A 14,785-nucleotide genomic window follows, 5' to 3' on the forward strand; every position below is an offset into this window, starting at 1 on the left:
GCCCTACCGCCGGCCGTACAGGATGGCGTTGCGGGCCATCCGGTCGGTCAGGAAGGCCGGCTCTGCGCCGGGCCGCCACGGCAGCGCGGCGACAAGCACGATCAGGGCCAGGATCAGGGAGTTCTCCATCACCGCGCCGAACAGGCCGTCGGCGTAGTGCGAGACTTCCGGCAGCTGATGTTCGTACGGCCAGATCGGTGAGATCAGGAAGAGCAGGTAGAGCCCGACGGCGGCGATGCCGTGCCGGATGCCGGTCAACGTCGGGTACCAGATCGGCGGGCGTAGCGCGGCCACTCCCGGAGGGCCGCCGTAGGGCCCTGCCGTGGCTCGGGCGACAAGTCCCCGACTCGCGTCGCGGCGGCGGATCGCCGCGTCGGCCAGCACGATGATCGCCGGGATCACCCAGACGAGGTGGTGCGTCCAGGAGATCGGGCTGATCACGTTGGCGGTCAACCCGACCAGGGTGAAGGCGGTCAGTTCGTCGCCGTCGGAGTGCGCGTTGGCGGCCCGGGACAGACCGAGCGTGAGCACCAGTACGGCGAACGCGAGCCAGAGCAGGCCGGGGGTCTCGATCGAGTCGTAGAGTCGGGCCAGGAGCCCGGCCAGCGACTGGTTGGGCGTCATGTCGGCCGCACCCACCCGCTCGGTCTGCCACAGCACGCTGCCGAAGTAGGCCCGGGATTCGGCTCCGACGATGCCGAAGCTGCCGATGGTGACGCCGACCGTGGTACCGATGGCCGTCCAGGCGACCCGCCACTGTCGAGTGATGATCAGATAGAAGATGAACAGGGCCGGGGTCAGTTTGACCGCCGTGGCCAGCCCGATGCCCACGCCGGCCCAGGCGCCGCTGTAGATGAACCGCAGCACTGGGCCGTCGGTGTCGGCCTGGTGCGTACCGCGACGGGACCGCCAGCGCAGGGCCACCATGTCCGCCATGATCAGGGCGAACAGCAGCAGGTTGACCTGCCCGTATCCGAGGGTCTCCCGGACCGGTTCGATGGCGGTCGCCAGCGGCGTGGCGATGGCCACCGTGTACCACAGTGGCCAGCCCATCCGGTCGACGATCGGGCGCAGCAGCGCGGCCAGCACCACGGCCAGGGCGGCGATGCTCATCAACGCGTTCACCAGACCAGCCATGGTCACCGGCAGGTGCGCCATGGGCAGCATGGCCAGGCCCGCGAAGGGTGGATAGGTGAAACCCAATGTGGTGTCGGGTGCGACAAACTCGTACAGCTCATGACCGCTCGCCCACCAGACCACCGCACCGTGGTAGATCTTCATGTCGAAGAAGTTGTACGGCCGCCCGAATGCACCGATGGCAAGCCAAGCGGCATAGGCGACGGCGGCCACGATGCCGGTCCGTACGACTCTTCTTCGATCGATCCCACGCGTTACGCGACGGACTGCGGCGAGGCGGTCCAGCCTTCTACCGACATTCGTCGGCATGGCGTGGCCACCCCCGTACCAAGGTCGTCCTACCCGTCCAGGTCCGGTAGGGAGCCTAGAACGGCGCCTCACGTCAGTGCCTCCCGCGTTATGCGACCGTGTCCGATCCCACACATTCTTTTGACATTTCCACCGCGTTAACGCCTAGCGGGCGGTTCAGGTGATTCGCGGCCTTAGCGGGGGGTGGGGGCCGGTAATCGCAGGTCAGCCGGGAAGTCGACGGGCGGTGGCTGCGGACACGGCGGCGATGCGGGCCTCACGGCGGGCGGTACGCACGGCGCGGCTCACCGACCGTCGAGAGTGGTCGATGCGGTGCCCGGCCCGCCAACGCAGCCCCGGCTTTCCCTGAGTGTCGGCGGCGGCGAGCAGCAGCCCACCGAAGAGACCGATGTTCTTCAGGAAGTGAGTCTGGTGGTTGTGGCGCTGCGCCGGGTCCTCTTGACGCCAGAATGGATGCCCGGCCAGCGTCACCGGGACCAGGGTGCCCGCCAGGACCAGCGCCGCCGGCCGGGTGAACCGCCCGGTGGCGAGCATCAGTCCGGCACCGACCTGAACGGCGGCGTTTGCGCGGATCAGCGTCGCGGTGTCGGTGGGGATGCTCGGATGAATCCATTGCAGCAGGGGCGTCACTCGATCGGTGATGGGCTCGGCTGCGGGTACCAGGCGCTCCGGCTGGGTGAAGTTGCGAGCGCCGCTGACCAGGAAGATGCCGCTGAGCATGGCGCGGGCGAGGAACCGTACGGGCGTCATGGACCAGTCATACCCTCTTCGGGCCGCGGTCACTCGCCACAACGGCGGATCTCGATCGACCGGGTGATGACGGACGGCGCGCCGATTCCAGCGACCATCGCGGATGGACGGGCCACAGGCGGTAACCTCGCGGCGTGACGACGCTGCGGCTACGACCCGAGGAGCCGGCTGACACCGGCGCGGTCCGTCGGGTGCTGGCTGCGGCCTTCGCCCGGCCGGACGTGGCAACCCCGCCAGAGGTACGGCTCGTCGAGGAGCTGCGCGGCGGCGACGCCTGGCTTCCGGAGCTGGCGATGGTCGCCGAGTACGGCGGTGAGATCGTCGGCTACGCCCTGTTCACCCGGGTCCTCGTGTGCGCGGACGAGCACACCGCCCCGGCACTGGCCCTCGGCCCGGTGGCGGTGGCACCTCACCGTCAGCGGATCGGGCTCGGCACCTCCGTGGTGCAGGCCGGCCTGGAGGCGGCCACGGAACTCGGTGAGCGACTGGTCGTGGTGCTCGGCGACCCGGCGTACTACAGGCGTTTCGGGTTCAGCCGGGCCGACCGGATGGGTCTGACGAGCCCCTGGTCGGGGCTTGGTGAGCCGTGGCAGGCCCTGGTGCTGCCGCCGTCGACGAGCGGTGAGCCTGCCCCGCCGCAGGGCGAAGTCGTCTTCCCGCCGCCCTGGTCCAAGGTCTGACTGTTCCCCGTGCGGACACCTCACCGGCTGGTCCGCGCCGAAGCGCGTCGAGCGGGGTACGGGACCGGCGCGACGCGCACCGGGCGGATCCCCTCCGGCATCACGAACAACTGACGCTTCTCGGTCGCGTCTCCGTGCCGGTCGAGCTGGTAGCAGTCGATCCACGTCCAGCCGTACGGCGGGTGGCGGTCGGTCAGTTCGCGGATCACGCGGACCAGGATCGGCACGTGGAACTGCGGAGACGCGTCCCGGTTCAGCAGGTAGACGCCGGGGCTCACCCGGGGAGTCCCGTCCTCCCGACGGCCGGTCACCGGGCATCACGGTCGGACACGGGTGCCTCCTCGGCTACCAGCAGAGATGGAAGGGGCCGCCCCGGAGGTGCTCGCCGGGTCGGGGCGGCCCCGACAGCGCGACCAGCGGGTTCGGGTCCTCCACTGGCAGCGCCGTCCTGATTTCCACCTTTCCGGCGATTGCGTCCCCCATACACCCCGTATCGGAGTGGAGACTGAGTGTCCCGGGACGTCCAGGAGGGACCGCAGAGTGAACCGTGCCGTTGTAGCAGCCATGACCGAGGCGGGCGAGACCGCCGACACCCTCGCGGCGCAGGTCGGTGTCGACCCGAAGACCGCCGCCCGGTGGGCGAGCCATGGACGCATCCCGCGTCCGCAGACACGCCGGAGGGTCGCCGCGGTCCTCGGTCGCGAGGTGACCGAGCTGTGGCCAGACGTTCTCAAGCGGCGCGAGCCGGCGTGGTTCCGGCGGTGGGTGGACATCGAGCGCGAGGCGGTGGCGCTGCGCTGGTTCGAGCTGACCTGGGTGCCGGGTCTGCTTCAGACCGAGGCGTACGCGCGGGCGACGCTGGCCGGGGAAAAGCTGACCACCGACGATGTCGGACGATTAGTGGAGGCCCGCCTTCAACGGCAGGCCATCCTGCGGCGGGACAACCCACCGATGCTGGTCGTGGTGCTCGACGAGTTGGTGCTGCGTCGGTCCGCCTACGGTGACCGGGCCCTGATGCGGGAACAGTGTGAGCACCTGGTGGCGTGCGGCACCCACCCCACCACGACGATCCACGTCGTGCCCGCGTCGGTCGGCATGTACCCCGGTCTGGGCGGACCCTTCACCCTCGCCGAACTGGACGACGGCAGCGTGCTCGGTCACGCCGACAGCCAGGCCGAGGCGAAGATCATCGATAACCCTGCGGACGTTGCTACCCTGGGCCGCAGGTGGGAACGCATCCGTGGCGAGGCCCTGTCGCGGACGCAGTCCCTGGAGCTGATCAGGGAAGCGGCAGCATCATGGACATGACCGGCGCGCAATGGCGTAAGAGCAGCAAGAGCGGCAACAACGGCGGGAACTGTGTCGAGGTCGCCGACAACCTCCCCGGCATCGTCCTCGTCCGGGACACCAAGGACCGCGACGGCGGGGCGCTCGCCTTCGAGCCAGCGGCCTGGCACTCCTTCGTCGAGCTGGCAAAGGCCGGCAGCCCGACCGCCTGACACCCCTCAACCGAAGCCCTCAACCGAAGCCGGCCGACAGTCAGGCGGGTTGGGTGCGCAGGTAGCGGCCGAAGTGGGGGACGGTGAAGGCGACAGTGCCGCGTTCTCCGGAGTAGATAAGCCCCTTCTTGATCAGCGCGTCGCGGGCCGGGGAGAGGCTGGCGGGCTTACGACCGAGGGCGCGGGCGATCTCGGCGGTCGGCACCGCCGCGTCCATGTCGTCCCGTCCGCCGCCATCCGCTGCCCCCTCGACCAGGGAGAGGGCGGCCATCGCCCGCATGTACTCCCGTTCCGCCGGGGTGGCCCGCTCGAAGCGGGAGCCGAAGAAGCCCACCGCCAACTCCGCCTCGGCCTCCGGAGCGGCCACCCGTACGTCGGCGGCGGTGATCGGTGATCGGGGCGCGTGATCCCAGGTCGCCTTGCCGTACGCCTGGACGAAGTACGGGTAGCCGCCGGACTTCTCGTAGAGCAGGTCGAGCGCCTTCGCCTCGTACTCCACGTCCTCGCGCTCGGCCGGGGCGCAGAGTGCCTGGTCGGCGGCGATCCGGTCGAGCCGGTCGATACGTTGGTAGCGGAACAGCCGCTCGGAGTACGACTTGGCCGCGCTCAGCACCGCCGGCAGGTGCGGCAGGCCTGCGCCGACCACGATCAGCGGCGCGCCGAGTTGGGACAGCTCGTGGCAGGCGGCGCAGAGCGCGGAGACCTCCTCCGGCCCGAGATCCTGCATCTCGTCGATGAAGATGGCCACGCCGGTGCCGACGTCGCTGGCGACCGAGGCGGCGTCGGTGAGCAACTCCACCAGGTCGATCTCGATGTCGCCGGAGTCGGCGCGCCCGCTGGCCGCCGGTACGTCGATGCCGGGCTGCCAGCGGTCCCGCAGCTTCGGGGCGGCACCGCCCCGGCCGGTCGGGGCACCCCGTTGGGCGAAGGCTTTGAGCACCCCGAGGAAGGCGTCGATGCGGTCCGGTGCCCGGTGCCGGGGAGCGAGTTCCCGGACGGCCATGTGCAGGGCGGCGGCGATCGGTCGGCGCAGCGACTGATCCGGTCGAGCCTCGATCTTGCCGCTGCCCCAGAGCCGGTTGATGGCCTGCGATCGAAGCGTGTTGAGCAGTACGGTCTTGCCGACGCCCCGCAGGCCGGTGAGCATCAGGCTGCGTTCCGGTCGGCCGCGCGCGATCCGTTCCAGGACGATGTCGAAGACGTCCAGTTCCCGCCCCCGCCCGGCGAGTTCGGGCGGGCGCTGACCGGCGCCCGGAGCGTACGGGTTGCGGACCGGATCCACGAATCGCAGAGTATCGGGCCGTCTAGCCAAGGAGCTAGACATCGGTAGAGGAGGCTACGGCGTGTCGACCGTCGACATAAAACTAGTGCTGTCTAGCATCCACGCTAGACAGCACTAGTTTTGCCGATCGTCGACTCAGCCGCGTCGCTTCAGGCAGAGGACGAAGTCGAGCGAGTCCAACTCGCTGTCGTAGAAGTACCAGTTCGTGTAACCGTCGACCTTGGCGCACTTCGCCTCGGCGTCCTTCTCCCCGCTGGTCTTGCCGTCGAAGCGCTGCAACACCTCGTACGCCGAGGGTTCGCAGTCGGTGATCAGCAGCTTGGGCTTGCCGCCGGTCGGCGCGTCGTTGCGCACACACTGTCCCTGCTCGACGAACCGGGGATCGGTGGACGAGTTGGCGGCCGGGACCCCGGTCCCGGGGTCTTCCTCGTCGTCGGACGGATCGTCGGTCGGCAGCGGATCCTGGGTCGGCGCGGCCACCGCAGCGGGAGTCGACTCGTCCTGCCCGAGCAGGTAGAACGCCACCCCGCCGGCGGCGGCCAACACCAGCACCGCCACCAGCGCGACGATCATCGGCGTACGACCGCGCCGACGCTCCGGCGGTGGCGTGGGTTGACCGGCGTACGCAGCCACCCCCGCGTCGTCCTGACGGACCTGGCCACCCTGCGGATACCCGCCATAGCCCTGCCCAGCCTCGTAGCCCTGCCCAGCGCCGTACCCCTGCCCAGCTTCATAGCCCTGCCCAGCGCCGTACCCCTGCCCAGCCTCGTAGCCGCCCTGGCCGGAGCCGTACACCTGCCCGGAGCCGTAGACGTGGCCGGAGTCGTACACCTGGCCGGGTTCGTGGGGCTGCCCGGAGCCGTACACCTGGCCGTGCACCTCGCCGGGTCGCGGCTCGTGCCACGGTTGCGGGCCGCCGCCCGGTGGTCCGTAGTTCGCCATGCACGCCCTCCTCCGTCACCCACGTCACGGTAGCGCGTACGCCGGCTCGGCTCGGCCCGGAAGGCAGCCGGTCAACTCTTCGCAGGTGGGTCAGATGAGCCGCAGCTGACGGTCCTTCGGACGGCGAGGTGCGTCAACGTCACCGAGTCGCTCGAACAGACCCGGATCGATCACATCAAGGAACGGCGACGGTCGGCAGTCGTGCTCCGAGCCGTGCCGGACCCGACGGGCCGCGTGGCTGACGTAGAGCCGATCCTGCGCCCGGGTCAGGCCGACGAAGAACAACCGGCGTTCCTCGGCGACCGCGTCGTCGTCGGGCGTCGAGCCCGGCCAGCGCAGCGGCAGCAGCCCGTCCTCGGCACCGACCAGGAAGACCACTGGGAACTCCAGGCCCTTCGCGGCGTGCAGGGTCAGCAGGGTGACCGCCTCGGCGCGCGGATCGAGGGCGTCCACCTCCGCGCCGGTGGCGAGCTGGGACAGGAACATCTCCAGGTCGTCGCCGCACCGGCGGGCCAGCGGCGTGAGCAGGTCGACGGCGGTCCGCACGTCCTCCGGGCGGACCCCGCCGGAACCGTCCAGGGTGGGGATGGCGAAGCGTTCGGCGAGGACCTGCCCGGCGAGGCGTACCCGGGCGGGCAGCGCGCCGTCCACGCCCGAGGCGTGCCGCAGCTCGCGGGCGATGGCCAGCACCCCGGGTCGGTCCCGCAGCCGGTCGTGCGAGCGCTTCTGCACCGGAATGTTCGCCCGGGACAGGGCATCCACGATCGGGGCCGCCTGCGAATCGGTCCGGTAGAGCACGGCGATGTCGGAGAAGGACAGCGTGGTCGACCGGCCGTCGATCCGACCGGAGTCCAGTGACCGGTGCGACAGGCCGCCGACCAGTTCGTCGACGGTGCGTACCACGAAATCGGCCTCGTCGGCGACGGAGGCCGCGGCGTACCGACCCACCAGCGGGGCCTCGGGGTCGAGCCGGGCCGGATCCAGCCGGCGGCCCCGGACCAGCGACGACGGCGCGATCGCCTGCACCGCGGCGGCCAGGATCGGCGCGGAGGACCGGTAGTTGCGGTTGAGCCGGACCAGCCGGGCGTCGGTGAAGTCCTGCGAGAAGCGCAGGAAGTACCCGACGTCGGCGCCCCGGAACGAGTAGATGGCCTGGTCCGGGTCGCCGATCGCGCAGAGGTTGCCGTCGGCGGGGCTGAGCAGCCGCAACAGCTCGTACTGCACCGCGTCGACGTCCTGGTACTCGTCGACGAAGATCCACTGCCAGCGGTCCCGGTACCGCTGGACCAGCTTGCGGTTCTCGCGCAGCAGCGCGACCGGCACTGTGAGCAGCTCGTCCAGGTCGACCATGCCCTGCTTGCGCAGCAGCCCGGTGTACCGGGCCAGGTCGTCGCCGGCCTCCGCGCGAGCCGCTGCCCGCTCGGCGTCGTCGGCGATCCGGAAGTCGCCCGGCAGGCCCGCTGCCTCGGCGTTCTCCCGCAGGATGGTCAACCCGAGCGAGTGGAAGGTGCCCACCGTGACGTCCTCGGCGACCGGGCCGAGCAGGCCGTCGAGGCGGTGCCGAAGTTCCTCGGCAGCCCGTCGGGTGAAGGTGATCGCCAGACACTGCTCGGGGAAGACGTTCAGCTCGGCACAGAGGTACGCGATCCGGTGGGTGAGCGTACGGGTCTTGCCGGTACCCGGTCCGGCGACGATCAGCAGCGGACCACCGGGGGCCGAGGCGGCGACCCGTTGCATCGCGTCGAGCCGGTCGAGCAGCCCGGTGCCGACCTCCTCCATGCCGGCGAGCATCGGCTCGAACGGCTCGTGCGGAGAAGGCTGCGGAGCGATCGGCGGCGGTGGCGGGGCCGGTTGACGCTTCGGTTCTGCCCTGGTCGCCGGCCGCTTGACCTTGGCGACCGGCTTGTCCGCGTCGGCGGGTCGACGCTGCGCGGGGACCGGCACGTCGAACAGTGTCTCCTGGCCGCCCGAGGCGCCGGAGTTGCTCAACTCGGCCGGATCGAACAGCGTGATCACGCCGTACTCGCCGTCGTAGCCGGGCACCCGACGCACCTCGCCCCGGCGCAGCCGACCGATGCCCTCGGCGAGCAACTCCCCGCCGACCCGGCCGATCTCGTCCAACGGGGTACGGGTCAGGATCTCCAACTCGGGCCCGAGCGCGGCGACCAGGTCGGTGAGCTTCCCCTCGACCTTCTTCGATCGCGGCCCGACCTTGTTGATCTCACCGAGGATCTCGGCGAGCTGGATCAGATGGGTCACCTCACGGGCGTGCTCCGGCCGGTACCCGTGCGGGCGGTCGGCCAGTTCCTCGACCCGACTGAGTACGCCCACCGTGAGCGGCTTGCCGCACTCCGGGCACCGCCCCCCGGCCTGCCGGGTGCGTTCCGGTGCCCAGTTCACCCCGCACAGCCGGTGGCCGTCGGCGTGGTACTTCCCCTCCTCGGGGAAGAACTCGATGGTGCCGGCCAACCCGTCGCCGGTGCGCAGCGCGTCCCGGATACCGAAGTAGTCCCGAGGCGCGGCGAAGACGGTGGCCTCCCGGGCCAGCGCGGGCGGCGAGTGCGCGTCGGAGTTGGAGACCAGGCGGTAACGGTCCAGGCTGCCGACCCGCCAGTTCATCTCCGGGTCGCTGGAGAGCCCGGTCTCCACGGCGAAGATGTGCTCGGCCAGGTCGGCGTAGCAGTCGGCGATCGCGTCGAAGCCGGACTTCGAGCCCAACGCGGAGAACCACGGGGTCCAGATGTGCGCCGGGACCAGGTAGCCGTCCGGGCTCGCCTCCAGGGTGATCTCCAGCAGGTCCCGGGAATCCAGGCCGAGGATCGGCCGTCCGTCCGAGCCCAGGTTGCCGATGCGGCCCAGCGCGGCGTTGAACCGCCCCACCGCGTCCAGATCCGGCAGATAGATCAGGTGGTGCACCTTGCGGGTCCGGTCGTCCCGCTTGTAGATCGTCGAGATCTCCACGCTGAGCATGAACCGGACCGGGTCGGTGTCCGCCTCGCTGGCCAGCCTCGGCGGCAGGCGGCGGGCGATGTCCCGCTCCATCTCCGCCGACAGCCGGTACAGGCCGGGCTCGGCCGGATGCAGCGTCTCGCGCAGATGGTCGTACCAGGCAGGGTGGGTGAAATCGCCGGTGCCGAGGACCGAGATGCCCTTGCGTCGCGCCCACCAGCCGAGATTCGGCAGGGTCAGATCACGGCTGCACGCTCGCGAGTATTTCGAGTGGATGTGCAGGTCCGCGACGAAGGGCGGCAGGCCACCGGGGGGTACGGCGCTGAACGGGGGCACGCCGCATCCTGCCACGACCGGTGGCGCTCCCGCGCGTCGCCACGCACGAAGGTGAGGTGCGCTATGCCGAGCGCAACTCCACGAGAGTGATCTGTGGCTCCGCGCCGACCCGGACCGGCGGGCCCCAGAAGCCGGCGCCGTTTGTGACGTACACCTTCGTGCCGTCCACCTCACCGAGGCCGGACACCACCGGCTGTTCGAGCCGTACCAGCAGATTGAACGGGACGATCTGGCCGCCGTGGGTGTGGCCGGACAGTTGCAGGTCGACGTTGTACTTCGCCGCCTCGAACGCGGCCACCGGCTGGTGTGCCAGCAGCACCACCGGGCGGGACGGGTCGCGGTCGGCGAGCGCGGCGGCGTAGTCGGCCGGGGCGGCCACCCCGGTACCCGCCGCGCTGACGTCGTTGACCCCGGCCAGGTCCAGTACACCGTTGCGGGTGGCGATCTCCAGCCGCTCGTTCTGGAGCACCCGCAGCCCGAGCCGGTCGACCTCGGCCACCCACTCCTCGACACCTGAGTAGTACTCGTGGTTGCCGGTGACGAAGTAGCTGCCGTGCCGGGCCCGCAGATCACGCAGGGGTGCCGCGGCCTCGCCCAACTCGGCCACCGTACCGTCGACCAGGTCGCCGACGACGGCGACGAGGTCGGCGTCCAGGCGGTTGATCGCGGCGACGATCCGCTCGGTGTGTATCCGACCGCGCAGCGGCCCGATGTGGATGTCGGAGACGGTGGCGATCCGCAGGCCGTCCATGCTGCGCGGCAGCTTGGCCAGCGGAATCTGCACCCGGTCCAGTCGCGGCGGACCCATCGCGGTGCGTACGCCACTGCCGACCAGACCGGCGGCGGTGAGCCCGGCGAAGATCGCGGCACCTCGGGCCAGCAGCAGCCGGCGCCCCGGATCGTGGTCCGGCCCGATCGCCCCGGCGGCCGGCGGCTCGCTCGCCTCGTCGGCGGTCGGTGGGGTGCCGGGCGTCGCCGGCTCGTCGGTCGCCGTGGTCGTGCCCGCCGTGCTGGTCGTGCCCGCCGTGCTGGTCGTGGCCGCCGTGCTGGTCGTGCCTGCCGTGGTGGTCGTGGCCGCCGTGCTCGGCGTGCTTGCCGGACCGACCAGCACCGGCTCCGGCGCGGCCACCGCCGTGCGACGGCGCAGCACCAGGCGGGCCGCCAGCATCGGGACTTCCAGCACCACGAGCAGCACCAGCAGGTAGAACATCAACGCGAGCCAGACGTAGCCCGGCCAGGCCAGCCAGTACATCCCGGCGCGGGTGCCCATCATCGTCGCCGGTACGAGCAGCGCCAGCACCACCGCGGTGACCGTGCCGATCCGCCGCCAGCGGCCGGGCCTGGTGGTGTCCTTGACCAGCCGCTTCCAGAGGTAAAGGTGGATCAGCCCGGTGATCAGGGCAAGGGTGGCCACGAAACCGAGTACCGCGAGCACGAGTGAAGTCCCCCTCAGCCGCCGGCGAAGGGAGGCAGGACGTCGATCGTCACTCCGGCCGGCAGCGGCTTGTTCCGATCATGACAGGTCACGCCATCGACCAAGAAGTTTGCCACGGCAAGCACAGGGGCCAGCCGACCGTGCCGCTCAGCCAGTTCGGTCAACAACCCGTCGAGCGTACGGCCCGCCGCAACGGTCTCCTCGCTGAGCCCGGCCGCAGCTCGCGCCCCGGCAAAGTAGCGGACGGTGACGGTCGCCATGGTCATCCTCCGATGGCCGACATCGGCCTGGCGGGTTGCAGGAAGCTCGGGTCGTCGATGCCGTGACCGGCCCGTTTGCCCCAGGTCGCGGCCGACCACCGCCGCGCCAGCTCGTCGTCGTCGGCACCGGCGCGCAGCGCCCCGCGCAGATCCGTCTCCTCGGTGGCGAACAGGCAGTTGCGGACCTGACCGTCGGCGGTGATCCGGGTCCGGTCACAGTCGCCGCAGAACGGACGGGTCACCGTGCCGATCACCCCGACCCGGGCCGGACCGCCGTCGATCAGCCAGGTCTCCGCCGGGGCCGCGCCGCGTCCGGTCGGATCCGGGCTCAACTCGTACGCCCCACCCAACGTGGTCAGGATCTCCTCGGCGGTGACCATGCTCGCCCGGTCCCAGCCGTGCTGAGCGTCCAGCGGCATCTGCTCGATGAAGCGCAACTCGTAGCCGTGGTCGAGGGCGAAGCGGAGCAACGCCGGTGCCTCGTCGTCGTTGACGCCGCGCATCAGCACGCTGTTCACCTTGACCGGGGTGAGCCCGGCGGCCGCCGCCCCGGCCAGTCCCGCCAGCACGTCGTCGAGGCGGTCCCGCCGAGTCAGCCGCAGGAAGCGATCACGATCCAGGGTGTCCAGCGAGACGTTCACCCGGTCCAACCCGGCGGCGTGCAGCGCCGGTGCCAGCCGGGCCAACCCGATGCCGTTCGTGGTCAACGAGATGCGGGGACGCGGGTCGAGGGCGGCCACGGCCGCCACGATGGCGGTCAGACCCGGACGGATCAGTGGCTCACCACCGGTGAACCGGACCTCGTCGACGCCGAACCGGTGCACCGCGAGCCGGACCAGCCGGATCACCTCGTCGTCGGTCAGTAGCTGCGGCCCGGCCAACCAGGGCAGCCCCTCGGCGGGCATGCAGTACGTGCAGCGCAGATTGCACTTGTCGGTCAGGGAGACCCTCAGGTCCCGAGCGGTCCGGCCGTACCGGTCGACGAGGAGGCCCCCGGGCGGCGCGACGCTCATCCGTCGACGGTAGCGCGCCCGGCCCCGCTCAGGGCGGCGCGGGCCAGCCCGACGACCGAATCCCGGTACGCGGCTCCGAACAAGGCGGTGTGCACAAGCATCAGGTGCAACTGGTGCAGTGGCACCCGCTGCCGCCAACCGTCGGCCAGCGGCCAGGACTCGTCGTACGCGGCCATGATCCGGGCACCGTGCGGCGGGCCACCGAAGAGCGCGAGCTGCGCGAGGTCGGTCTCACGGTGCCCACCGTGCGCGGCCGGGTCGACCAACCACACCCGGTCGTCGGCTCCCCAGATCAGGTTGCCCAGCCACAGGTCGCCGTGGATGCGGGCCGGCGGCTCCTCCCCGCCGAACTCGTCGATCTGGGCGACGACCTCTTCGACGAGCCCGGCGGCGCGGCCGTCCAGGGCCTGGTTGTCGACGGAGCGGCGCAGGTAGGGCAGCAGCCTGGTCCGGGCGAACCAGTCCGCCCAGGGGCCGTCGTGCGGGGTGTTGTCCGCCGGCAGGGCCCCGATGAACCCGGGCCAGGACGCGCCGAAGGCGGACGCCCCGGCCCGGTGCAGGCCGGCCAGTTCCCGGCCGAAGCGTTCGGCGGCGTCGACGCTCGGCTCACCCGGCTCGATCCACTCCAGGGCGAGCAGGTCGGGCAGCGCCACCAGCACCTCGGGAACCGCGACCGTGTCGGCCTCCCGCAGCCAGCGCAGCCCGGCCGCCTCGGTGGCGAAGAAGCCCTCCGGCACCGGCTGCTGCGCCCGTTCCGGCCAGGTCTTCGCGAAGACCGAGTGGCCGTCGTCGAGCGTCAGCCGGGACGCGGCGCAGATGTCGCCGCCGCCGACCGGCGTCTCCCGGATCCGCTGGTGGGTCAGGAAGGTCGGCAGCTGCTCCGGATGCGCCCGCAGATACGCCAGATCCATGCCCCGCAAGGTATCGCCTCCGGCGGGAAGGAAGGGCACCTTATTAACGCCTCCGGTAGAGGAAGGGCCCCTTATTAACGCCTGCACCGTGGGCCTGTGCGTAGTGCAGGGGGTGGCGGACGGATCGAAACTGCGCCGACCAGGGAAAATACGCTGAGTAGCTGTGGATAACCGGCGTGTCGTCCACAGGGGCGGCGGCGCGTACCGCTCGGCTCGCAGGCTGGCCCCATGAACTCGACGGAGATTCCCCGGCTGACCGTCCGCTCGCCCGCCGACCTCATCGCCGCGGTGCCGTACCTGCTCGGCTTCCATCCGACCGACAGCGTCGTGGTGGTGGCGTTGTCGGCCTCCCGGGTGGTCTTCGTCGCCCGTGGCGACCTGCCCGGCGAGACCGAGCACGACGAAGCTGCCGGGCACATCGCGGCGGTCACCGCTCAGCAGAACGCCGATTCGGCAACCGTGATCGGGTACGGTCCGGCCGCCCGGGTGACCCCGGCGCTCGACGCGGTTCGAGGGGCGTTGACCGAGGCCGGCCTGGCCGTGCTCGACGCGCTGCGGGTCACCGACGGACGGTGGTGGTCGTACCTCTGCACCGAACCGGAGTGCTGCCCGCCGGAGGGAACCGCGTACGACCCGCAGGGCAGCGCGGTGCCGGCGGCGGCCGTCTTCGCCGGCCAGGTCGCCCTGCCCGACCGGGCGGCGCTCGCCGCTCAGCTCGCCCCGATCGGCGGGGCAGCGGCCCGGCACGCCGCGAAGCGGGCCGAGCAGCGGCTGACCGGGTTGCTGGCGGCGGCACCCCCGGCGGATCTGCTCGGCGCGCGGGCACTGCGGGCGGCGGGTGTGGCGGCGTACCGTGCCGCCCGGCGTCGGCACGACCGTGGTGCGCAGCTCACCGACGACGAGGTCGCCTGGCTGTGCCTGCTGCTGACCCACCTTCCGGTACGCGACCACGCCTGGGAGCGCACCGATGGCCGGGACGAGGACGTGGCGTTCTGGACGGAGTTGCTGCGTCGCGTCGAACCGGATCTGATCGCGGCTCCGGGGGCGCTGCTGGCCTTCGCCGCCTGGCGGGCCGGGCAGGGCGCCCTGGCGGCGGTGGCGTTGGAACGGGTGCTGGCCGTGCATCCGGAATACTCACTCGCCCTGCTGATCGACGACCTGCTGCGTCGCGGCGTGCCGCCGTCCCGGCTCGACGGGTGGCCGGCCGACGGGCCGGTGGTGGCACCCCGCCGAGAGCGGCGCAAGTCGCGCCCCCGTCGGCGATGACACATCTGACCGGGGC

Annotated in this window: 14 protein-coding genes; 4 read left to right on the forward strand and 10 right to left on the reverse strand. The window is 71.3% G+C overall.

Annotated features, from left to right (window positions below; genetic code table 11):
- Nucleotides 1–3: 3 nt before the first annotated feature.
- Nucleotides 4–1,446: a glycosyltransferase 87 family protein gene (locus Vgi01_RS24615; RefSeq protein ID WP_102656623.1), complete on the reverse strand. Its 1,443-nt coding sequence runs from the start codon at nucleotides 1,444–1,446 to the stop codon at nucleotides 4–6.
- 204 nt (nucleotides 1,447–1,650) lie between these two features.
- Entirely contained in the window at nucleotides 1,651–2,196 is a 546-nt protein-coding gene (locus Vgi01_RS24620) for a DoxX family protein (protein WP_204292638.1), read from the reverse strand.
- 134 nt (nucleotides 2,197–2,330) lie between these two features.
- Between Vgi01_RS24620 and Vgi01_RS24625 the strand changes: the two genes are divergently transcribed.
- Nucleotides 2,331–2,876, forward strand: a complete 546-nt coding sequence (locus Vgi01_RS24625) for a GNAT family N-acetyltransferase (protein ID WP_102656621.1) — start codon at nucleotides 2,331–2,333, stop codon at nucleotides 2,874–2,876.
- Between the two features lie 20 nt (nucleotides 2,877–2,896).
- Here Vgi01_RS24625 and Vgi01_RS24630 read toward each other — a convergent pair whose 3' ends face one another.
- Nucleotides 2,897–3,187 carry a hypothetical protein gene (locus tag Vgi01_RS24630; protein WP_239089138.1) on the reverse strand — a complete coding sequence of 97 codons (291 nt, stop codon included), beginning with the start codon at nucleotides 3,185–3,187 and terminating at the stop codon, nucleotides 2,897–2,899.
- 229 nt (nucleotides 3,188–3,416) lie between these two features.
- Between Vgi01_RS24630 and Vgi01_RS24635 the strand changes: the two genes are divergently transcribed.
- Nucleotides 3,417–4,184, forward strand: a complete 768-nt coding sequence (locus tag Vgi01_RS24635) for a DUF5753 domain-containing protein (protein WP_043722398.1) — start codon at nucleotides 3,417–3,419, stop codon at nucleotides 4,182–4,184.
- A complete protein-coding gene (locus Vgi01_RS24640; RefSeq protein WP_204292639.1) occupies nucleotides 4,181–4,375 on the forward strand; it encodes a DUF397 domain-containing protein in 195 nt (64 codons plus the stop codon). Before Vgi01_RS24635 ends, Vgi01_RS24640 begins: the two co-directional genes overlap by 4 nt.
- A gap of 40 nt (nucleotides 4,376–4,415) precedes the next feature.
- Here the strand turns inward: Vgi01_RS24640 and Vgi01_RS24645 are convergent, their stop codons facing one another.
- The 7 genes from Vgi01_RS24645 to Vgi01_RS24675 all read right to left on the reverse strand — a co-directional run bounded on the left by Vgi01_RS24645 (nucleotide 4,416) and on the right by Vgi01_RS24675 (nucleotide 13,503).
- Entirely contained in the window at nucleotides 4,416–5,657 is a 1,242-nt protein-coding gene (locus Vgi01_RS24645; protein ID WP_013736556.1) for an ATP-binding protein, read from the reverse strand.
- A gap of 135 nt (nucleotides 5,658–5,792) precedes the next feature.
- Entirely contained in the window at nucleotides 5,793–6,290 is a 498-nt protein-coding gene (locus Vgi01_RS31275) for an LppU/SCO3897 family protein (RefSeq protein ID WP_204292662.1), read from the reverse strand.
- 399 nt (nucleotides 6,291–6,689) lie between these two features.
- Nucleotides 6,690–9,884, reverse strand: a complete 3,195-nt coding sequence (locus Vgi01_RS24655) for a UvrD-helicase domain-containing protein (protein ID WP_204292640.1) — start codon at nucleotides 9,882–9,884, stop codon at nucleotides 6,690–6,692.
- A gap of 61 nt (nucleotides 9,885–9,945) precedes the next feature.
- Nucleotides 9,946–11,319 (reverse strand): metallophosphoesterase, encoded by a 1,374-nt coding sequence (locus tag Vgi01_RS24660; RefSeq protein WP_102656617.1) that lies wholly within the window; start codon nucleotides 11,317–11,319, stop codon nucleotides 9,946–9,948.
- A gap of 14 nt (nucleotides 11,320–11,333) precedes the next feature.
- The gene (locus tag Vgi01_RS24665) at nucleotides 11,334–11,579 is read right to left on the reverse strand and encodes a MoaD/ThiS family protein (RefSeq protein WP_102656616.1); all 246 of its coding nucleotides are present in this window, start codon (nucleotides 11,577–11,579) and stop codon (nucleotides 11,334–11,336) included.
- A 2-nt stretch (nucleotides 11,580–11,581) separates the two neighbouring features.
- Nucleotides 11,582–12,592: a GTP 3',8-cyclase MoaA gene (gene moaA, locus Vgi01_RS24670; protein WP_204292641.1), complete on the reverse strand. Its 1,011-nt coding sequence runs from the start codon at nucleotides 12,590–12,592 to the stop codon at nucleotides 11,582–11,584.
- Nucleotides 12,589–13,503, reverse strand: coding sequence for a fructosamine kinase family protein (locus Vgi01_RS24675; RefSeq protein ID WP_204292642.1), 915 nt, complete (start codon nucleotides 13,501–13,503; stop codon nucleotides 12,589–12,591). Before Vgi01_RS24675 ends, moaA begins: the two co-directional genes overlap by 4 nt.
- A gap of 228 nt (nucleotides 13,504–13,731) precedes the next feature.
- Here Vgi01_RS24675 and Vgi01_RS24680 point away from each other — a divergent pair, with 228 nt between their 5' ends.
- Nucleotides 13,732–14,769, forward strand: coding sequence for a DUF4192 domain-containing protein (locus tag Vgi01_RS24680; protein WP_102656613.1), 1,038 nt, complete (start codon nucleotides 13,732–13,734; stop codon nucleotides 14,767–14,769).
- Nucleotides 14,770–14,785 lie beyond the last annotated feature (16 nt).

The sequence above is a fragment of the Micromonospora gifhornensis genome, from assembly GCF_016863515.1.
Lineage (GTDB): Bacteria > Actinomycetota > Actinomycetes > Mycobacteriales > Micromonosporaceae > Micromonospora > Micromonospora gifhornensis.

Excerpts from the sequence above, each read along its gene's own strand:
- Vgi01_RS24615 (WP_102656623.1), bottom strand. The coding sequence starts at position 1,446 with ATGCCGACGAATGTCGGTAGAAGGCTGGACCGCCTCGCCGCAGTCCGT.
- Vgi01_RS24620 (WP_204292638.1), bottom strand. The coding sequence starts at position 2,196 with ATGACGCCCGTACGGTTCCTCGCCCGCGCCATGCTCAGCGGCATCTTC.
- Vgi01_RS24640 (WP_204292639.1), top strand. The coding sequence starts at position 4,181 with ATGACCGGCGCGCAATGGCGTAAGAGCAGCAAGAGCGGCAACAACGGC.
- Vgi01_RS24665 (WP_102656616.1), bottom strand. The coding sequence starts at position 11,579 with ATGGCGACCGTCACCGTCCGCTACTTTGCCGGGGCGCGAGCTGCGGCC.
- moaA (WP_204292641.1), bottom strand. The coding sequence starts at position 12,592 with ATGAGCGTCGCGCCGCCCGGGGGCCTCCTCGTCGACCGGTACGGCCGG.
- Vgi01_RS24675 (WP_204292642.1), bottom strand. The coding sequence starts at position 13,503 with ATGGATCTGGCGTATCTGCGGGCGCATCCGGAGCAGCTGCCGACCTTC.
- Vgi01_RS24680 (WP_102656613.1), top strand. The coding sequence starts at position 13,732 with ATGAACTCGACGGAGATTCCCCGGCTGACCGTCCGCTCGCCCGCCGAC.